Source organism: Arthrobacter sp. 135MFCol5.1 (genome assembly GCF_000374865.1).
Lineage (GTDB): Bacteria > Actinomycetota > Actinomycetes > Actinomycetales > Micrococcaceae > Arthrobacter.
In genome coordinates, this window is sequence record NZ_KB895464.1 from 1 (window position 1) to 15,797 (window position 15,797).

At 66.8% G+C, this 15,797-nt stretch carries 17 protein-coding genes; 11 read left to right on the top strand and 6 right to left on the bottom strand.

The annotated features are described in order from the left end of the window. Window positions 1-147: 147 nt before the first annotated feature. From C563_RS23055 to C563_RS22655, 8 genes are all read left to right on the top strand, one after another. Window positions 148-552 (top strand): helix-turn-helix domain-containing protein, encoded by a 405-nt coding sequence (locus tag C563_RS23055; RefSeq protein ID WP_442852938.1) that lies wholly within the window; start codon window positions 148-150, stop codon window positions 550-552. Then, window positions 549-1,403, top strand: a complete 855-nt coding sequence (locus C563_RS22650) for an IS3 family transposase (protein WP_018761876.1) — start codon at window positions 549-551, stop codon at window positions 1,401-1,403. The genes C563_RS23055 and C563_RS22650 overlap by 4 nt, the downstream gene beginning before the upstream one ends. An 860-nt stretch (window positions 1,404-2,263) precedes the next feature. After that, window positions 2,264-4,390, top strand: a complete 2,127-nt coding sequence (locus C563_RS0116500; RefSeq protein WP_018763176.1) for a S9 family peptidase — start codon at window positions 2,264-2,266, stop codon at window positions 4,388-4,390. Between the two features lie 34 nt (window positions 4,391-4,424). Continuing rightward, a complete protein-coding gene (locus tag C563_RS0116505; RefSeq protein WP_018763177.1) occupies window positions 4,425-4,934 on the top strand; it encodes an amino-acid N-acetyltransferase in 510 nt (169 codons plus the stop codon). 238 nt (window positions 4,935-5,172) lie between these two features. After that, window positions 5,173-6,174 carry a dihydroxyacetone kinase subunit DhaK gene (gene dhaK / locus C563_RS0116510; RefSeq protein ID WP_018763178.1) on the top strand — a complete coding sequence of 334 codons (1,002 nt, stop codon included), beginning with the start codon at window positions 5,173-5,175 and terminating at the stop codon, window positions 6,172-6,174. Window positions 6,175-6,176: 2 nt separating this feature from the next. Then, window positions 6,177-6,809, top strand: coding sequence for a dihydroxyacetone kinase subunit DhaL (dhaL, locus tag C563_RS0116515; protein WP_018763179.1), 633 nt, complete (start codon window positions 6,177-6,179; stop codon window positions 6,807-6,809). After that, complete coding sequence (dhaM, locus tag C563_RS0116520; protein WP_018763180.1) at window positions 6,806-7,498, top strand: dihydroxyacetone kinase phosphoryl donor subunit DhaM; 693 nt, start codon at window positions 6,806-6,808, stop codon at window positions 7,496-7,498. The genes dhaL and dhaM overlap by 4 nt, the downstream gene beginning before the upstream one ends. A gap of 69 nt (window positions 7,499-7,567) precedes the next feature. Beyond that, a complete protein-coding gene (locus C563_RS22655) occupies window positions 7,568-7,741 on the top strand; it encodes a hypothetical protein (protein ID WP_018763181.1) in 174 nt (57 codons plus the stop codon). A 7-nt stretch (window positions 7,742-7,748) separates the two neighbouring features. On the opposite strand, the gene C563_RS0116530 is transcribed toward C563_RS22655, so the two are convergent. The 3 genes from C563_RS0116530 to C563_RS0116540 form a co-directional block, all read right to left on the bottom strand. Then, the gene (locus C563_RS0116530) at window positions 7,749-8,231 is read right to left on the bottom strand and encodes a hypothetical protein (RefSeq protein WP_018763182.1); all 483 of its coding nucleotides are present in this window, start codon (window positions 8,229-8,231) and stop codon (window positions 7,749-7,751) included. 79 nt (window positions 8,232-8,310) lie between these two features. Further along, window positions 8,311-8,742, bottom strand: a complete 432-nt coding sequence (locus C563_RS0116535) for a DUF3592 domain-containing protein (RefSeq protein ID WP_018763183.1) — start codon at window positions 8,740-8,742, stop codon at window positions 8,311-8,313. Between the two features lie 60 nt (window positions 8,743-8,802). Further along, on the bottom strand, window positions 8,803-9,747 hold the full coding sequence (locus tag C563_RS0116540) for an A/G-specific adenine glycosylase (RefSeq protein WP_018763184.1): 945 nt from the start codon (window positions 9,745-9,747) through the stop codon (window positions 8,803-8,805). A gap of 148 nt (window positions 9,748-9,895) precedes the next feature. Between C563_RS0116540 and C563_RS0116545 the strand changes: the two genes are divergently transcribed. After that, complete coding sequence (locus tag C563_RS0116545; protein WP_018763185.1) at window positions 9,896-10,579, top strand: hypothetical protein; 684 nt, start codon at window positions 9,896-9,898, stop codon at window positions 10,577-10,579. 54 nt (window positions 10,580-10,633) lie between these two features. Here the strand turns inward: C563_RS0116545 and disA are convergent, their stop codons facing one another. From disA to C563_RS0116560, 3 genes are all read right to left on the bottom strand, one after another. After that, window positions 10,634-11,710 (bottom strand): DNA integrity scanning diadenylate cyclase DisA, encoded by a 1,077-nt coding sequence (gene disA / locus C563_RS0116550; protein ID WP_018763186.1) that lies wholly within the window; start codon window positions 11,708-11,710, stop codon window positions 10,634-10,636. Window positions 11,711-11,954: 244 nt separating this feature from the next. Next, window positions 11,955-12,458 (bottom strand): 2'-5' RNA ligase family protein, encoded by a 504-nt coding sequence (locus C563_RS0116555; protein ID WP_018763187.1) that lies wholly within the window; start codon window positions 12,456-12,458, stop codon window positions 11,955-11,957. Between the two features lie 40 nt (window positions 12,459-12,498). Then, window positions 12,499-12,741, bottom strand: a complete 243-nt coding sequence (locus C563_RS0116560; RefSeq protein WP_018763188.1) for a hypothetical protein — start codon at window positions 12,739-12,741, stop codon at window positions 12,499-12,501. A 195-nt stretch (window positions 12,742-12,936) separates the two neighbouring features. On the opposite strand from C563_RS0116560, the gene C563_RS0116565 reads away from it, so the two are divergent. Next, the gene (locus tag C563_RS0116565; RefSeq protein ID WP_018763189.1) at window positions 12,937-14,550 is read left to right on the top strand and encodes a peptide chain release factor 3; all 1,614 of its coding nucleotides are present in this window, start codon (window positions 12,937-12,939) and stop codon (window positions 14,548-14,550) included. 10 nt (window positions 14,551-14,560) lie between these two features. Further along, on the top strand, window positions 14,561-15,796 hold the full coding sequence (locus C563_RS0116570) for a beta-ketoacyl-[acyl-carrier-protein] synthase family protein (RefSeq protein WP_018763190.1): 1,236 nt from the start codon (window positions 14,561-14,563) through the stop codon (window positions 15,794-15,796). Window position 15,797 lies beyond the last annotated feature (1 nt).

Here is a 15,797-nt window from a genome sequence, read left to right on the forward strand (position 1 = left end):
TGAACTGCTCCCCGAAAGTTGGACTGAAAATTCAGTTTCGACTTCCGGGGAGCAGTTTTGCGTTCAAGTAGTTCTTTGTCAGCCGATCAGCGCGCAACGGCTGTAGCGTGGTTTGAGAAGGGCCTTGCTTACACGGCGACCGCCACCATGCTCGGTGTGTCTCGTGACTCTCGTGGGCCTGTTAAGAGGCTGTATCGGCGGTGGAGGATCCATGGTCAAGGTGCGCTGGTGACGAAGCCTGCTCAGTCGTACACGTTCGAATTCAAGCTCGCCCTGGTGCAACGGTTCCTCGCGGGTGAGACTGCACCGGCCTTGGCTGAAGAGGCCGGCTTATCTTCGGCCCTGCTACTCAAGTCGTGGGTGCGTACCTACCGTCGTGAAGGCGTGGACGCCTTACGCCCCAAGCCCAAGGGCAGACCCCGGAAGCCTGACTCCCCACCGCCTGCCGAAGTATCCGAGCTAGAACGGCTACGGCGGGAGAACGAACGCCTGCGGGCCCAAGTCGCGTATCTGGGAAAATTGCGAGCCTTGAGGGCTCCAAAACAAAGGTGAAGGTCCAGGCCCTCATCGCCCTCAAGGCTGACTTCCCGCTGCCGCTTCTTCTTCAGGTCTCGGGCCTGGCACGATCCACGTTTTTCTACCACCAGGCGCGCCTTCAAGCCGCTGACCCGCAAGAGGAACTCAAGGCGTCCATCAGCGACATCTTTAAGAAGAACCATGGGCGGTACGGGCACCGGCGGGTGCACAGTGAACTGCTCAATCTTGGCTGGACGGTTGCCAAAAAGACCGTGCTGAAGTTGATGCGGACACTCGGCCTGCTCTGCAAGGTGCGGCGCAGGAAACGCTACAACTCATACCAAGGCGAGGCGGGCATGATCGCGCCGAACCTCCTGAACAGGAAGTTCGATGCCACTGCCCCAAACCAGAAGTGGGTCACGGACGTGACCGAGTTCAGCGTTGGAGACCGTAAGCTCTACCTCTCGCCTGTCATGGACCTCTTCGACCGGCAAATCATCTCCCACAGCATCAGCACATCCCCGAACCTGGATCTGACTAACAACTCGTTGCGTGGCGCCTTTGAACGCCTGGAGCCTGGGCAGCAGCCGCTCGTGCATTCCGACCAGGGGTTCCAGTACCAGCACATCTCGTGGCGCACTCTCTTGGGGCAGGCCGGTGCGGTCCAATCCATGTCCCGCAAAGCCAACTGCTACGACAACGCGGTGATGGAAAACTTCTTTGGGCACCTCAAGGAGGAACTCTTCCACCGTGTCCGCTTCCTCAGTACCGACGCACTCACCACGGCGCTGAACGAATACATCCACTGGTACAACACCGAAAGAATCTCCACCACGCTCAAAGGGAGGAGCCCGGTTCAGTACCGGGCTCAGATGCTTGCGTCATAGGTCCACTCGCAGCCATCGCTGACCCGACACTGACAGAATCGCTAAGCCCTGCAAACGCTTAGCCTGCTCTGGCTACTCTCTCCGACAGTGAGACCTTGCGTCACGGCTTCGGAGGGAGGAGGATCGCACCAGTGTCAGGATAGAGGCCTTCTGGGGAGGGGCACATGGATATTCCGCACGTCCGCGTTGCGCTGGTTACTGCTAGATGAACAGGTCAAAGCTCGTCCTCGGTCTTGCAGGACTGGTTACAACACTGAGCGGCCTTGGGCTGGTCTCGTGCTCATTAGTCGATACGACACCATCAAATGCCCCTGAGGTCTCCACTGATCAACAAGCGCAGGTGTGGCTTTGTGGCGAGGTCATCAGCAGAGGACGAGCAGTTCCCTCCATCCACCATGCCGAGCTCCCGGGCACCAAGCCTGTGGAGCACACCAGCATGTCGGGGAATGTCTATCTCCTGTTGACTGACGACTGCCGAAAGGGCACGGACTTTTCCGTAACTCCCTCGGAATCTGCAGCTGTTATTCAACAGGTCAATGACTCGTCGGGCGCTGCGGTGCTCGTGGTGCTAAAGCCTCTCGCTAAGGATTTCGACGTCAACTTTGGGGCCTCCACAGGTCGTCCCAGAACTGCCCTGGTCCGCCTCAGCGGTGATGACTCTGCCTGAGTCACGGCGGGCATGACTTTGACGACGAAGAAGTCCCCGTCCCGAGTGGGACGGGGACTTCCGTGAAAAGCCGACACTAGCCGCTAACGTGGAGTTCGCACATTTACGAGTCCAACTTTCGGGGACCAGTTCACCTCGGAGCGGCGGGGCTTTCGCATTGTGATCAGCGGCACAAACCGTGTTGAATCGGGGCATGGCTAACTTGGAACCGGTGATCCCGGATGAGCAACCACTGACCCCCTTCCACGACCTCGACCACTACCTCTCCATCCCACGGGTAAGCGGCCTTGCCCTGAGCCCCGACGGTTCGCGGCTGGTCACCACCGTCAGCACCCTGAACGGCAAGGGCACCGAATTCGCCACGGCGCTGTGGGAGCTGGACCCGGCAGGACAAAAACACGCCCGCCGCATCACCCGCAGCGCCAAGGGCGAAGCGGGTGCCGCCTTCGCGGCCAACGGTGACGTGTACTTCACATCCGCACGGCCGGACCCGGACAGCCCGGACGAGGAGCCGGTCAACGCGCTCTGGATGCTTCCCGCCGACGGCGGCGAAGCCCGGGTGGTCCTCAGCCGGCCCGGCGGCATCAGCCGCATCATGACGGCCAGGGACGCCGACGCAGCCTTTGTGACGGCAGAGGTCCTGGCCGGATCCGCCGACGAAGGCGACGACGCCGAGCGGCGCAAGTCCCGGAAGGACAAGAAGGTCTCGGCCATCCTGCACAGCGAATACCCGGTCCGCTACTGGGACGCGGACCTGGGGCCGGCCCAGCCGCGCATCTTTACCGTCGACCCGGGGGAGGACACGGCTCCTGGCAAGCCCGCCACGGTTGACGCCACCGCACCCCTTGCCCTGCGCAACCTCACGCCCGACGCCGGGCCCCGGCTGCGCGAGGCGGAAACCGTGGTCAGCCCGGACGGGAAGACCATTTACAGCAGTTACACCAAGCCCCTCGCCAAGGCTGACAGTCGATCCATCCTCGTGGCCGTGGATGTGGCCTCGGGCAGCCTCAAGGTCCTGCTGGACCACGAAGGCATGAGCTACTTTCCGGGGCCCGTCAGCCCTGACGGCAGGACGCTCGTGGTGGTCAGCGAGTCCGACTCCACCCCGCACAAGGCGCCGGAGATCAAGCTGCACCTGCTCGACGTGTCCGGTGACGCCGCCGTCGACGACGCTTCCGGCCTGCGGCCCCTCGCCCATGACTGGGACCGCTGGGCCAAGCCCGCAGCCTGGCTTCCGGACGGCTCCGCCATCCTCGTCACGGCGGACGACGACGGCGCGTCGCCGGTTTTTCGGGTCAGCGTTCCGTCCGCTGCCGCCGAGGTGGGCGTCACAAGGGTGACGCAGGACTCCGCGGCGTACACCGACGTCGCCATCTCTCCGGAGGGGCGCCACGCGTACGCCCTCCGGAGTTCCTATGCGTTCCCACCCGAGGCCGTGCGCATCGACCTGGCCACCGGCGAAACCACGCGCCTGCCCGCTCCGGCCGAACGCCCGGCCAGTCCCGGACGGCTGGAGCGCATCGCGGCCTCCGCTGCCGACGGGTCCCGCGTCCCCGCATACCTTGCGCTGCCGGAGGGTGCCTCTGCCGGGTCCCCGGCGCCGCTGCTGCTCTGGATCCACGGCGGTCCGCTGGGCTCCTGGAATGCCTGGACCTGGCGTTGGAACCCCTGGCTCCTGGCGGCCAAGGGCTACGCCGTCCTGCTCCCCGATCCGGCCTTGTCCACCGGATATGGGCAATCGCACATCCAGCGCGGCTGGGGTTCCTGGGGGAAAGCGCCGTTCACCGATCTCATGGCCGTCACGGACGCCGCCGTGGAGCGCCCGGATATTGACCAGGCGCGGACCGCCGCCATGGGAGGGTCTTTTGGTGGCTACATGGCCAACTGGGTTGCGGGCAACACGGACCGGTTCAAGGCCGTGGTGACCCACGCCAGCCTATGGGCCCTGGACCAGTTCGGTCCCACCACGGATGCCTCGCAGTACTGGCTGAAGGAAATGACCGAGGAGATGGCACTGGAGAACTCCCCGCATCTCCACGCGGAAAACATCAGCACCCCCATGCTGGTGATCCATGGCGACAAGGACTACCGGGTGCCCATCGGCGAGGGCCTGCGCCTCTGGTATGAGCTGCTGTCCAAGTCCCGGCTGGCCGCGGACGACGACGGGCAGACGCCGCACCGGTTCCTCTACTTCCCGGACGAGAACCACTGGATCCTCAAGCCACAGCACGCCAAGGTCTGGTACCAGGTGGTGGAGTGGTTCCTGGCCAGGAACGTCCTGGGCCAGGAGACCGAGCTGCCGCCGGAACTCGGCCTCTAAATTCCCGGCCACCCCGACCTCGTAGGATGGCTTTGTGACTGACTCCTTCCACATCCGCCCTGCACGCACCAGCGACGTCCCGGCCATCAAGAAGCTCGTGGCGCCCCTGGCTGAGGAACGCATCCTGATGGCGAAGGAGACTGTGGCGTACTACGAGAGCCTGCAGGAGTTCAGGATCGCCGAGTCCAGTGACGGCGAAGTGATCGGCTGCGGGGCGTTGCACGTCATGTGGGAGGACCTTGCCGAAATCCGGACGCTCGCGGCCTCCGGGCAATGGCGGGGCAAGGGGGTGGGGCACGTCCTGGTGGAGAAGCTGTTGGAGGAAGCCCGGGCCCTTGGCGTGGCCCGGGTTTTCTGCCTGACATTCGAGGTGGACTTCTTCAAGCGCCACGGATTCGAAGTGATGGCCGACCAGTCCGCCGTGGACCCTGAGGTGTACTCGGAGCTCCTGCGCTCCCATGACGAAGGCGTGGCGGAATTCCTGGACCTGGCCCGCGTCAAGCCGAATACCCTGGGCAACACCCGGATGATCCGCATCCTCTGAACGCCGTCCCGGCAAGGAATCAATGACCCGTCCTTGCATTATTCGAATTGATGGATAAACTATCTGTGGCCGGGATATGGGGGGCCTCAGGAAAGGGACAGTCATTGGGGGCTGTCCCTTTGCTGCGTCCGGGGCAGGGGTGCGGGGAAAACCGGATCGAACGAACCTACCGCCACCGGCCACCCCGGTAGTAGGGTCAAAAAACACATCCTCCAGGAGCGCAGCCAGGAGCACCGCCATGAAGAAACTCATCAACGATCCCAAATCCGTCGTCGAGGAAGCCGTCCAGGGGTTTGGCCTGGCTTACGCCGACCTTGTCACGGTCAACAACGACCCCATCTACATCACGCGCAAGGATGCGCCCGTGGCCGGCAAGGTGGGGCTGGTTTCCGGCGGAGGCAGCGGCCACGAGCCGCTGCACGCCGGCTATGTGGGCAAAGGAATGCTCGACGCCGCCGTGCCGGGGGCGGTGTTCACCTCACCGACGCCTGACCAGATCCTTCCGGCCACCCTGGCCGTCAATTCCGGCGCCGGGGTGGTGCATATCGTCAAGAACTACACCGGCGACGTCCTGAACTTCGAAACCGCCGCCGAGCTCGCCGAGGCCGAAGGCGTCACCGTCCGCACCGTCCTGGTCAACGACGACGTCGCAGTGGAGGACTCGCTCTACACGGCCGGCCGACGCGGAGTGGGAGGCACCGTCCTGGTGGAAAAGATCGCCGGGGCCGCGGCGGAACGCGGCGACGACCTCGACGCCGTGGCCGCCATTGGCGAGAAGGTCAATGCCAACGTCAGGACCATGGGCGTTGCGCTGTCCGCCTGCACCGTTCCCCACGCCGGCACCCCGAGCTTCGACCTTGCCGACGACGAGATCGAAATCGGCATCGGTATCCACGGCGAGCCAGGCCGGCACAAAATCCCGATGGAAAACGCAGACAGCATCACCAACCGCCTGCTGGAACCCGTCCTTGCCGACCTGCACGTCAGCGCAGGGGACAAGGTGCTGCTGTTCGTCAACGGCATGGGCGGCACCCCGCTGAGCGAGCTCTACATCGTGTACCGGCGGGCCGTGCAGGTGCTTGCCGACGCCGGGGCCACGGTGGAGCGCTCGCTGGTGGGCAACTACATCACCGCCCTGGAGATGCAGGGCTGCTCCATCTCGGTGCTCCGGCTCGATGACGAGCTTACGGAACTGTGGGACGCCCCCGTCCACACCGCTGCCCTGCGCTGGGGCGTCTAACCATGGGGCTGGACGCGAACTGGGCCGTGAAATGGCTGACCCTCTGCGCGCAGGCCATGGCCGAGCACCGGGTGGAACTGATCGAACTGGACCGGGCCATCGGGGACTCGGACCACGGCGAGAACATGGACCGCGGCTTCCAGGCGGTCCTGGCCAAGCTCGGCGAATCCACGCCGGAGACACCCGGCGCGGCCTTGAAGATGACGGCAATGACCCTGATGTCCAAGGTTGGCGGTGCTGCCGGCCCGCTCTACGGTACCGCTTTCCTGCGCGCCGCCACGGCGGTGGGCGATGCTGCCGAGATCGATCCCTCCGCCTGGGCCGATGCACTGGCAGCCGCCCGGGACGGGATCGTGGCGCGCGGGAAGGCGGAGCCAGGGGACAAGACGATGGTGGACGCGTGGACACCCGCGGTTGACGCTGCGCGGGCGGCTGCGGACGGCGGCAGCGCAGGCCTCCTTGGCGTCCTCGTGGCGGCAGCGGAAGCTGCCGAGGCCGGTGCCGTTGCCACGGATCCGCTGATTGCCCGCAAGGGCCGCGCCAGCTACCTCGGCGAACGCAGTGCCGGGCACCGGGATCCCGGCGCTGTTTCCAGCGCCCTGATCCTGCGCGCGGCAGTCGGGGCTGCCGCGTGACCGTAAGCATCGTGGTGGTGTCCCACAGCGCAAAGATTGCCGATGGCGCCACGGAACTTGCCGCCCAGATGGCACCTGGTGTGGTGCTCCTGGCCGCCGGAGGCACCGACGACGGCAGGATCGGCACCAGCCTGGAAAAGGTCCTCGCCGCCCTGGAGCAGGCCGGCGGGGACGGGACCGTGGTCCTCACGGACCTGGGGTCGGCCGTGATGACCGCCGAATCGGCACTCGAGTTCCTGGGAGATCCCGAAGGCGTCCTGCTCGCAGATGCACCCCTGGTGGAGGGCCTGGTGGCCGCGGCGGTGGCCGCGCAGGGCGGGGCTGACGCGCAGGCAGTCAAGCGTGCTGCGGAGGCGGCGTTCGGCCCGGCCCGCCAGCCGGCGCCGGACTCCGGCCAGGCCGCCGATGAGGGCCCGGGCGCCGGCGCACCACCGGACTGCACCGGCGACTTCGAGCTGGTAAACCAGGCCGGCATGCACGCCCGGCCGGCGGCGAAAATGGCCGGCGGCCTATCCTCCCTCGACGCGGAAGTGACCATCAACGGGGTGGACGGCGCCTCCATGACGGGCCTGATGACCCTGGGCGCAGGCAAGGGTTCGGTCCTGCACGTGGAGGCCTGGGGCGCGGATGCCGAACGGGCCGTGAGCTACGTGGGCGCCTTGGTGCAGTCCGGCTTCGGTGAACCGTGACGTCCCAATCCGTGGCTTCGCGGTGTGTTCGGGAGGCCTGCGCGCTTTCCTGGGAATAAGCTCGATGCCATGGAACGGCCGCCTGCAGAGAACCCACCGGATATTGAAGTGCTGGACGGCCAGATATCCGTGGAGGAGCTGCTCGCGGAACTCGGGTTCGAATGGACCGCTGAGCCGGTGGACGGCGGTGTGGTGCCCGGAACGTCGGGAGGCGAACCTTTCAGCCAGCCGGCGCTCTTCTAGCCCCGGCTCAGGTCCGCGGGTGCAGCCCCGAGCTGTCCAGCGTGACGGATGCTGACACGACCTTGCCGCATTCCTTACCGAAGGGATACGCCGCCTGCGGGTGGAATTCCAGGGTCCGCACGGGCAGGGCGGAGCCGTCTGTGGCGGCGCCGGAGGCCGTGATGGCCATGGGTGATTCGGTCAGGGTTTCCAGCATGAGCATCCCCACCGCGGTTCCGTCGGGCGAGGCCGTGGCGGAACAGATCCCACCAGCGCAGCCTTGGTCAACGGATGCGCTGCCGGGGCGCAGTTCAAGGTCCCCCTCCTTGCACGAACCGTCCTGGCAGGCGCGAAGATGCAGCTTGCCGACCCGCGGAGCGTAGTCGGCGCTGACTGTGACGGAGACGGCGGTGGCCTGCGCGATGGCGGGGCACGCGCTGGGCGTGGATCCGCACGCCGGCAGGGACACCGCGGCGGTGATCAAAACCAACAGGAGTCCGGGCCTGCCCATACTTTCAGGCTACGTCCCGGGCGGGACTACAGGGCGGTTCGTCCCGGATTAGCGGCAACATCGTTACCCGCCTCCGCGGTCACCCGAACGGGAAGATTCCAATGAACCAGAACAGGGCGATGGCGAAGACCGCGAAGAACAGGATCAGGCAGCCGAGGGCGGCACGTGACGATGAGGAAACCTGGAACGACTCGTTGGGATTCGCCGGGTTGTACGCCACCTCCACGAGGGATCCCGGGACGGGCTGCTCGGCAAGGGAGACCTCGGACTTGCCCATGAAGAGGGTGCCCTGCGGATCCGTGAACTGGTAGGTGGGGTAGTGGCGGAGGTTCCGGTTGGAGCCGCCCACGCCACTGGTCCAGCCGGTGGTGCTGCCGGTTACTGTGGCCTGCGTCTTGGGCCAGGCCGCCGTCCGTTGGTCCTGCTGCCTGGTTTTGCGCACGGAGCGCACCAGCGCGACGATGGCGGCGGCGACGAACAGTGCCCACACGATGTACAGAATGATCTTCATGGCTTCCCCCGGTTCCGGTCACCAAGAAGTATGCCATCCCCGTCCCGCACTTCGGGCGGCTCAGGCCGGGAGCCGGTAGCCGCCGTCGTGCATTTCTGCCAGGCCGTCCGCGAGCAGCCCGGCAAGCGCCCGTTCCAACTGTTCGGGCGCGGAGTTGAGCCGGTGCAGGGCGGCCAGCGGCACGCCGACGCCTTCCGGGGCGAAGCCGAGGTCGGCGGGTTCGCGTTGGAACATCTCCGGCGGCACGGGCGCATCGGCCAGCCGCAGGACGGCCAGGACGGCGCCGCGGACCTGCCGGTCGGTGCCGTGCCAGGCCTGGCCTTTGGGCACGTACGACGGCGGCGGCTCACCCGCCGCTAGCCAGGCACAGGAGTCCTTCACCGGGCACGCGGCACACTTGGGTGCCCGGGCCGTGCACACCAGCGCTCCCAGCTCCATGACCGCAGCGTTCCAGCGCACGGAGGTGTCGTCGTCGTCCGGCAGCAGTGCCGCGGCCAGGCGCATCTCCGCCGCGGTCAGCGCGGGGGCGGGAAGGGCGACGCCGGAGATCAGCCGGGCGTGCACCCGGCGGATGTTGGTATCCACCACCGTTTCCCGGCGGCCGTAGGCGAAGGCGGCCACCGCCGCAGCCGTATAGCTGCCCACCCCGGGAAGTGCCAACAGGGCCGCGTACGTGTCCGGGACCTTGCCGCCATGGTCCTGCACAATGGCCGTGGCCGCGGCGTGCAGCCGGAGTGCCCGCCTGGGGTAGCCCAGCCGGCCCCAGGACCGCACGGCTTCGCCCGCGGGTTCGCCGGCCAGGCCGGCCGGGGTGGGCCAGCGCTTGAGCCATTCGTGCCAGACGGGAAGCACCCGCACCACGGGGGTCTGCTGCAGCATGATCTCGCTGACCAGTACGCCCCAGGGGGAGCAGTCAGGCTCCCGCCAGGGGAGGTCGCGGGCGATGCCGGCGAACCAGCCGTTGATCCGGTGATGGAGCCGCTGCAGGCGGTCCGGGCCGGGCACGGCCGGGGTGGTGGCGATGGTTTGAGTGTCGATTCCAACACTGTAGTTGATCGTTTCCGGCCCGCTGAAAACCGGTTGTGACCAGAGCGATGGCGGCCCGGCGGCGTGGTGGCGGTGCAGAACCAGAGGCGTTCCATAGCCTAGGAGGATGGGCAGGCAAGGCAATTCATCAGCACGCGGCACGGCATCCGGTTCCAGCAGCGTCCGGAAGCCGAGCCCGGCCGTGTACCGTCGCCGCCGGCTGGCAGCCGGCGGTGCCCTGCTCCTGGTGATTGCCCTGGTGCTGGGCGGCCTCGCCCTGGCGGGGGCCTTCAAGGGCGGCTCGCAGCAGGCCTCCTCGACCCAACCTTCCACCGCTGATCCGGCGGCTTCCCCGACGCCGTCCGCCACGGCGTCCGCGACGCCCTCCGCAACGCCGCCGCCTACTGCCGCAGCCACACCCACGTGCAACCAGAACCTGGTGACCGTGACGGCGTCCACGGACAAGGCCGCCTATGGTCCCGGCGAAAACCCGATGCTCACGCTGAAGGTCACCAACGGCGGAACCGTGCCCTGCGAGGTCAATATCGGAACCTCGCAAATGGAGTTCCTGGTCACCAGCGGCTCGGACCGGATCTTCTCCTCCAAGGACTGCCAGGCGTCAAGCGAGGACCTGGAGAAGGTCATTGCCCCCGGCGCCAGCGAAACCGCCAACTTCCCTTGGGGCCGGAACCGCAGCGCCGATGGCTGCAAGCCCGTCTCGGCAGCACCCGGCGGTGGCGGGGCGTACTACATCTTCACCGCGAAACTGGGCTCGCGTGCCAGCCCGAAGGCCGTGTTCCAGCTGAACTGACCCCACCGGGAAACCTCCGGGAGGTTTCCCGGTGCGCGGGAGCTCGATTCGTGTTTAGAGGAAGCGGTCCAGGAGGCTTGCTTCGGCCATCCGGCTCAGTCCTTCGCGGACCGTGCGGGCGCGCTGGTCGCCGATGCCGTCCACGGTCATCAGGTCATCGATGGTGGCGGCCATCAGGAACTGCAGGCCACCGAAATGGTCCACCAGGCGGTCCGCCACGGCCTTGGGAACTGCCTTCAGGCCGGACAGCAGCCGGTAGCCGCGCGGCTGCACGACGGCATCGAGATTGGCCTCGCCGCCGGCGAATCCCACGATCGCCGAAATCTTGCCCAGGTCGATCAATTCCGTTGGCCCCAGGTTCACCAGTTCACTGACGGCCTTCTCGATGTCCTCCGCGGAGGCGTTGGGGCTGGCGTAGTCGCGGATGATCACGTCGCTGCCGGGGCCCCGGCCCACCGTGAGTTCGTCGAGCTGGAGGGAAAGAAGCCGGCCGTCCTCGCCGAGTTCCAGGACATACTGGGAGATTTCCTCGGAGATGCGGCGGACCATTTCCTGCCGCTGCAAGGTCACGGCCACGTCCCGCACCGTCACCATCGCCTCGATTTCCAGGGCCGAAAGGGAGCTGGTGACTTGGTCCAGCCGGGCGCGGTAGCGCTCAAGGGTGGCAAGGGCCTGGTTGGCGCGGGCCAGGACGTTTTCGGAGCCTTCCAGGACGTGCCGGAGGCCATTGACGTAGAGGGCGATGATCTGCATGGACTGGCTCACGGAGATTACCGGGACGCCGGTCTGTTTGGCCACCCGCTCGGCCGTGCGGTGGCGGGTTCCGGATTCCTGCGTCTCGATGCTTGAGTCCGGGACCAGCTGGACGGCGGCCCGCAGGATGTTGCCGGCGTCCTTGTCGCAGATGATGGCGCCGTCCATCTTGGCCAGCTCCCGCAGCCGGGTGGGCGAGAACTCGATCCCGATATCGAAACCGCCGGAGCAGATGGAGTCGATGGTCCGGTCGGAGCCCAGGACGATCAGCGCACCGGTACGCCCGCGGAGGATGCGTTCCAGGCCGTCGCGGAGGGGCGTTCCGGGGGCTACCCTGCCCAGAGTGGCCCGCAGCGATTCTTCGGGGCTCCGCGCCATGGTGTTTCCCTTCAAAGGTGCGGACCGCCTGCCGCGGGAATGCCGGCATCCGCAGTTGGCCGGCAGGATCAAAAAGTGCGCTGATTCCCGCAAGCTCAATGATAGGGGTAAGAAACGCCACTTCCGCACGGGCAAGCCCCAAAGTGCCTCATTGGGGGGTGCTTGGAACAGGAGGGAAAGTGGGCGCTGCGGACGGTCCCGGGAGGGCACTTTGCCCTGCGTTGGCCCGGGCTCCGGGCCCTGTTCAGGAGGACCCGTTGGCCAGGGGCGTCACGGTCCTGGTGCTCCCGTCCCAAAGCCTGGCGCCGGTGCACCGGCCCTCGATGCGCAGGTCCAGCAGGTCCATCGCTGTTCCGAGCTGGGGCCCGGCGATGCGCCGGGCAATGGTGACGTGCGGCGTCCAGGCTCCGGGACGCGTCAGTGGAAGCGCCCCGGACACGTCCCGGTGCAGCGCGCGGTGCAGGTCCAAGAGGGCGGGATCCAGCAGGACCGAGCGGGCCAGGACGTACTTCCCCGTACCCGCAGGGAAAATGATTGCCCCGGAGAACGTCACGTCCAGGGGCAGCTGGTCCCAGGGTCCATCCGGACCGGCCTCCAGCTCTGCGCCTGCAGCCAGCGTGATGTGCGGGCTGTTGCTGGGGGAGGTGTGCGCCGCCAGGCTGGGGAGGCCGGCAGCCGCAAGCCGTGCCCAGTCGGCCCTGACCAGGGAATCGGTGGGGTCATCGAAGACCAGCTCGATGCTGCGCATGAACACATCATGCCGTTCCCGCGGCACGATGGTGGGAACGTCAGCGTTTACGTTCCCTGAGCATCCGCTCCAGGTCGCGGCTGACTTTGGAGAGGGAGGCTGCCCGGAGCGCCTTGTGTTCGGCGGCCGACTGGACACCGCGCTTCCGCGCCGCCCCGGGGTGCCTGGCGGGAGCCGGGTCGGCAGTTCCGGCGGTGGCCACGCCTGCGACGAGGTTGTTGCCGAGGTTTGTTGCCAGCGGATCGAAGAAAAGGTTGCCGGAGAAGGTGGGACCGTGCATCATCCGCCCAAGCTAGCCGGTACGCATTTCGTGGCCTTGAACGTCCGGTTTCGCACTCGTTAAGCGGAACGGCTCCCGTTTGCGGCCCTGCGATAAACTTGTACTTTGGCCGCTTGCCAATGACATTCCCCGCCCTTGAGTCGCAGCGCACTACCCGACAGGCCCCTGGGCAGCCACAACCGCAGCGAAAGTAGCACCGTGTCCCAAGATGTCCTGACCCCCGCCCGGATCTCCGAGATTCACAAGGAAGCGGGCCGCCGCAGGACCTTCGCCGTCATTTCCCACCCGGACGCCGGTAAGTCCACGCTCACCGAAGCGCTGGCCCTGCACGCAAAGGTGATCGGCACGGCCGGCGCCTCAAGCGGCAAGGCCAACCGCCGGGAAACGGTCTCGGACTGGATGCAGATGGAAAAGGACCGCGGTATCTCCATCAGCTCTGCGGCGCTGCAGTTCTCCTACCGGGACACCGTCATCAACCTGCTGGACACCCCCGGCCACGCCGACTTCTCCGAGGACACCTACCGGGTGCTCGCCGCCGTCGACTGTGCCGTGATGCTGGTGGACGCCGCCAAGGGCCTGGAAACCCAGACCATGAAGCTCTTCGAGGTCTGCAAGCAGCGCAACCTGCCCATCATCACCGTCATCAACAAGTGGGACCGCCCGGGCCTGGACGCCCTGGCCCTGATGGATGAAATCACCGAACGCACCGGCCTGCAGCCCATGCCGCTGACCTGGGCCGTGGGCATCTCGGGCGATTTCCGCGGCGTCTGGGACCTCCGCAACGACCGCTTTGCCCGGTTCCAGCGGAACAATGCCGGCGCCCAGATCGCCATCACGGAATACTTCACCCCGGAGGAAGCCGCCGAAAACCAAGGCAGCAACTGGTCCGACGCCGTGGATGAGGCCGGACTGGTCATCGAGTCCAACCTTGAGTTCGACGTCGATGCCTTCCACGCCGGCAAGGCCACCCCCATCCTGTTCAGTTCGGCCGCACTCAACTTCGGTGTCAAGGAACTGCTGGACGCCCTGGTGGATTTCGCTCCGCCCGCAGCTCCCCGGCCGGACATCGACGGCAACCCCCGAGCGGTGGAAGCGCCGTTCTCCGGCTTCGTGTTCAAGGTCCAGGCCGGCATGAACAAGGCGCACCGGGACCACGTGGCCTTTATCCGCGTCTGCTCCGGCGTCTTTGAGCGCGGGATGGTGGTCACCCAGACCCGCACCGGAAAATCATTCGCCACCAAGTACGCACAGCAGGTTTTCGGCCGCGAACGCGAGGTCATCGACGAGGCCTACCCCGGCGATGTGGTTGGCTTGGTCAACGCTTCCTCGCTGCGGGTGGGAGACAGCCTGTTCCTTGACGAAGCAGTGGAATACCCGGCCATCCCGCTGTTCGCCCCGGAACACTTCCAGGTGGCACGGTCCAAGGACCCCAGCAAGTTCAAGCAGTTCCGCCGCGGCATCGAACAGCTCGAGCATGAGGGCGTCATCCAGCTCCTCCGCTCCGACCTGCGCGGCGACCAGGCACCGGTGCTCGCCGCCGTCGGACCCATGCAGTTCGAGGTGGTGGAGGACCGCATGGCGCACGACTTCAGCGCTCCCATGCGCCTGGAGCGCCTGCCGTACTCCCTGGCCCGGATTTCGACGGCGGACGCTATGCCTGCCCTGGCCAACGTTCCGGGCGCGGAGGTGCTCCTGCGGTCCGACGGCGAATACCTCGCATTGTTCAATGACGTTTGGGCGCTGCGGCGGATCGAGAAGAACCATCCGGACCTGACGCTGCTGCCCATCGGCACGCACAACCCGGCGAAGTAGGGCGGCTCCGATGCCTGACATGCCTGTCCAACCGCGCGTCCTGGTCACCGGCGCCGGAACCATCAACCCGCTCGGTTCCACCGTGAAGGAAACCTGGGAGGCGCTGCTGGACGGGCGCTCAGGGATTGCGGAGCTGACCCAGGACTGGGCGGAGCAGTTGCCGGTCAAGATCGCCGGGCAGGTCACGGCGGACCTTTCGGAGCACCTGGGCACCCGTGAAATGAAACGGATGGACCGCTGCGGCCAGCTGGCCCTGGTCGCGGCGCGGGAAGCCTGGACCCAAGCGGGCACCCCGGACGTGGACCCGGAGCGGTTCGCCGTGGTGATCGGCTCCGCCTACGGCGGCCTTGGCTCCACCCTGGAGCAGGACCGCGCGCTGGGACGCTCCGGCCCGCGCAAGGTGTCCCCGCACACCCTCACCCGCCTCATGGTCAACGGCCCCGCCGCGTGGGTGTCCATCGACCTTGGTGCCCGTGGCGGCGCCCGGACGCCCGTGAGCGCCTGCGCGTCAGGGGCTGAGGCGATTGTGCAGGCCGCCGAAATGATCCGCTCGGGTGCCGCCGACGTCGTGATTGCCGGCGGGGTGGACGCCTCGGTGAACGATCTGGTGATCAGCGGCTTTTCGCAGATCCGTGCCCTGTCCACGCGCACCGGCGATCCGCAGCGCGCCTCCCGCCCGTTCGACGGCGGCAGGGACGGCTTTGTGCTTGCAGAAGGCGCCGCAGTGGTGGTGCTGGAAAGTGAGGCACACGCACGTGCGCGCGGTGCCGCCGTGCTGGGTGCCGTGGCCGGCGGGGCCGTGACCTCCGACGCCAACGACATCGTGGCCGCGGACCCCGCCATGCAGCGCCGGGTCATGCAGAAGGCGCTTGACTCGGCCGGGATGCAGCCGGCGGACATCGGGTTCATCCATGCGCATGCCACCTCCACTCCCGTTGGTGACCGGCTGGAAGGCCAGGCCATCAACGCCGTCTTCGGCGCCGACGTGCCGGTCACCTCCACCAAGGGGCACACCGGCCACCTGCTGGGCGGTGCCGGGTCCCTGGCCGCCGTCGTGGTCCTCGAAGCCCTGCGGACCGGCCAGGTGCCGGGAACGCTTAACGTGGAGGAGCAGGACCCCGACGTGGACCTCAACGTCATCACCGAAGGCACCCACCGCCTTCCGCCGGGATTTGCCCCGGCAGGGCTGGTGAATGCCTTCGGTTTTGGCGGCCACAGCGTGGCCTTGGTGATAACGGGCGCGTAAG

What these genes read in the sequence shown, in the direction of transcription:
- C563_RS23055 (WP_442852938.1), top strand. Translation starts at nt 148, where the DNA reads ATGCTCGGTGTGTCTCGTGACTCTCGTGGGCCTGTTAAGAGGCTGTAT.
- C563_RS0116500 (WP_018763176.1), top strand. Translation starts at nt 2,264, where the DNA reads ATGGCTAACTTGGAACCGGTGATCCCGGATGAGCAACCACTGACCCCC.
- dhaK (WP_018763178.1), top strand. Translation starts at nt 5,173, where the DNA reads ATGAAGAAACTCATCAACGATCCCAAATCCGTCGTCGAGGAAGCCGTC.
- dhaL (WP_018763179.1), top strand. Translation starts at nt 6,177, where the DNA reads ATGGGGCTGGACGCGAACTGGGCCGTGAAATGGCTGACCCTCTGCGCG.
- C563_RS22655 (WP_018763181.1), top strand. Translation starts at nt 7,568, where the DNA reads ATGGAACGGCCGCCTGCAGAGAACCCACCGGATATTGAAGTGCTGGAC.
- C563_RS0116530 (WP_018763182.1), bottom strand. Translation starts at nt 8,231, where the DNA reads ATGGGCAGGCCCGGACTCCTGTTGGTTTTGATCACCGCCGCGGTGTCC.
- C563_RS0116535 (WP_018763183.1), bottom strand. Translation starts at nt 8,742, where the DNA reads ATGAAGATCATTCTGTACATCGTGTGGGCACTGTTCGTCGCCGCCGCC.
- C563_RS0116545 (WP_018763185.1), top strand. Translation starts at nt 9,896, where the DNA reads ATGGGCAGGCAAGGCAATTCATCAGCACGCGGCACGGCATCCGGTTCC.
- disA (WP_018763186.1), bottom strand. Translation starts at nt 11,710, where the DNA reads ATGGCGCGGAGCCCCGAAGAATCGCTGCGGGCCACTCTGGGCAGGGTA.
- C563_RS0116555 (WP_018763187.1), bottom strand. Translation starts at nt 12,458, where the DNA reads ATGCGCAGCATCGAGCTGGTCTTCGATGACCCCACCGATTCCCTGGTC.
- C563_RS0116560 (WP_018763188.1), bottom strand. Translation starts at nt 12,741, where the DNA reads ATGATGCACGGTCCCACCTTCTCCGGCAACCTTTTCTTCGATCCGCTG.
- C563_RS0116570 (WP_018763190.1), top strand. Translation starts at nt 14,561, where the DNA reads ATGCCTGACATGCCTGTCCAACCGCGCGTCCTGGTCACCGGCGCCGGA.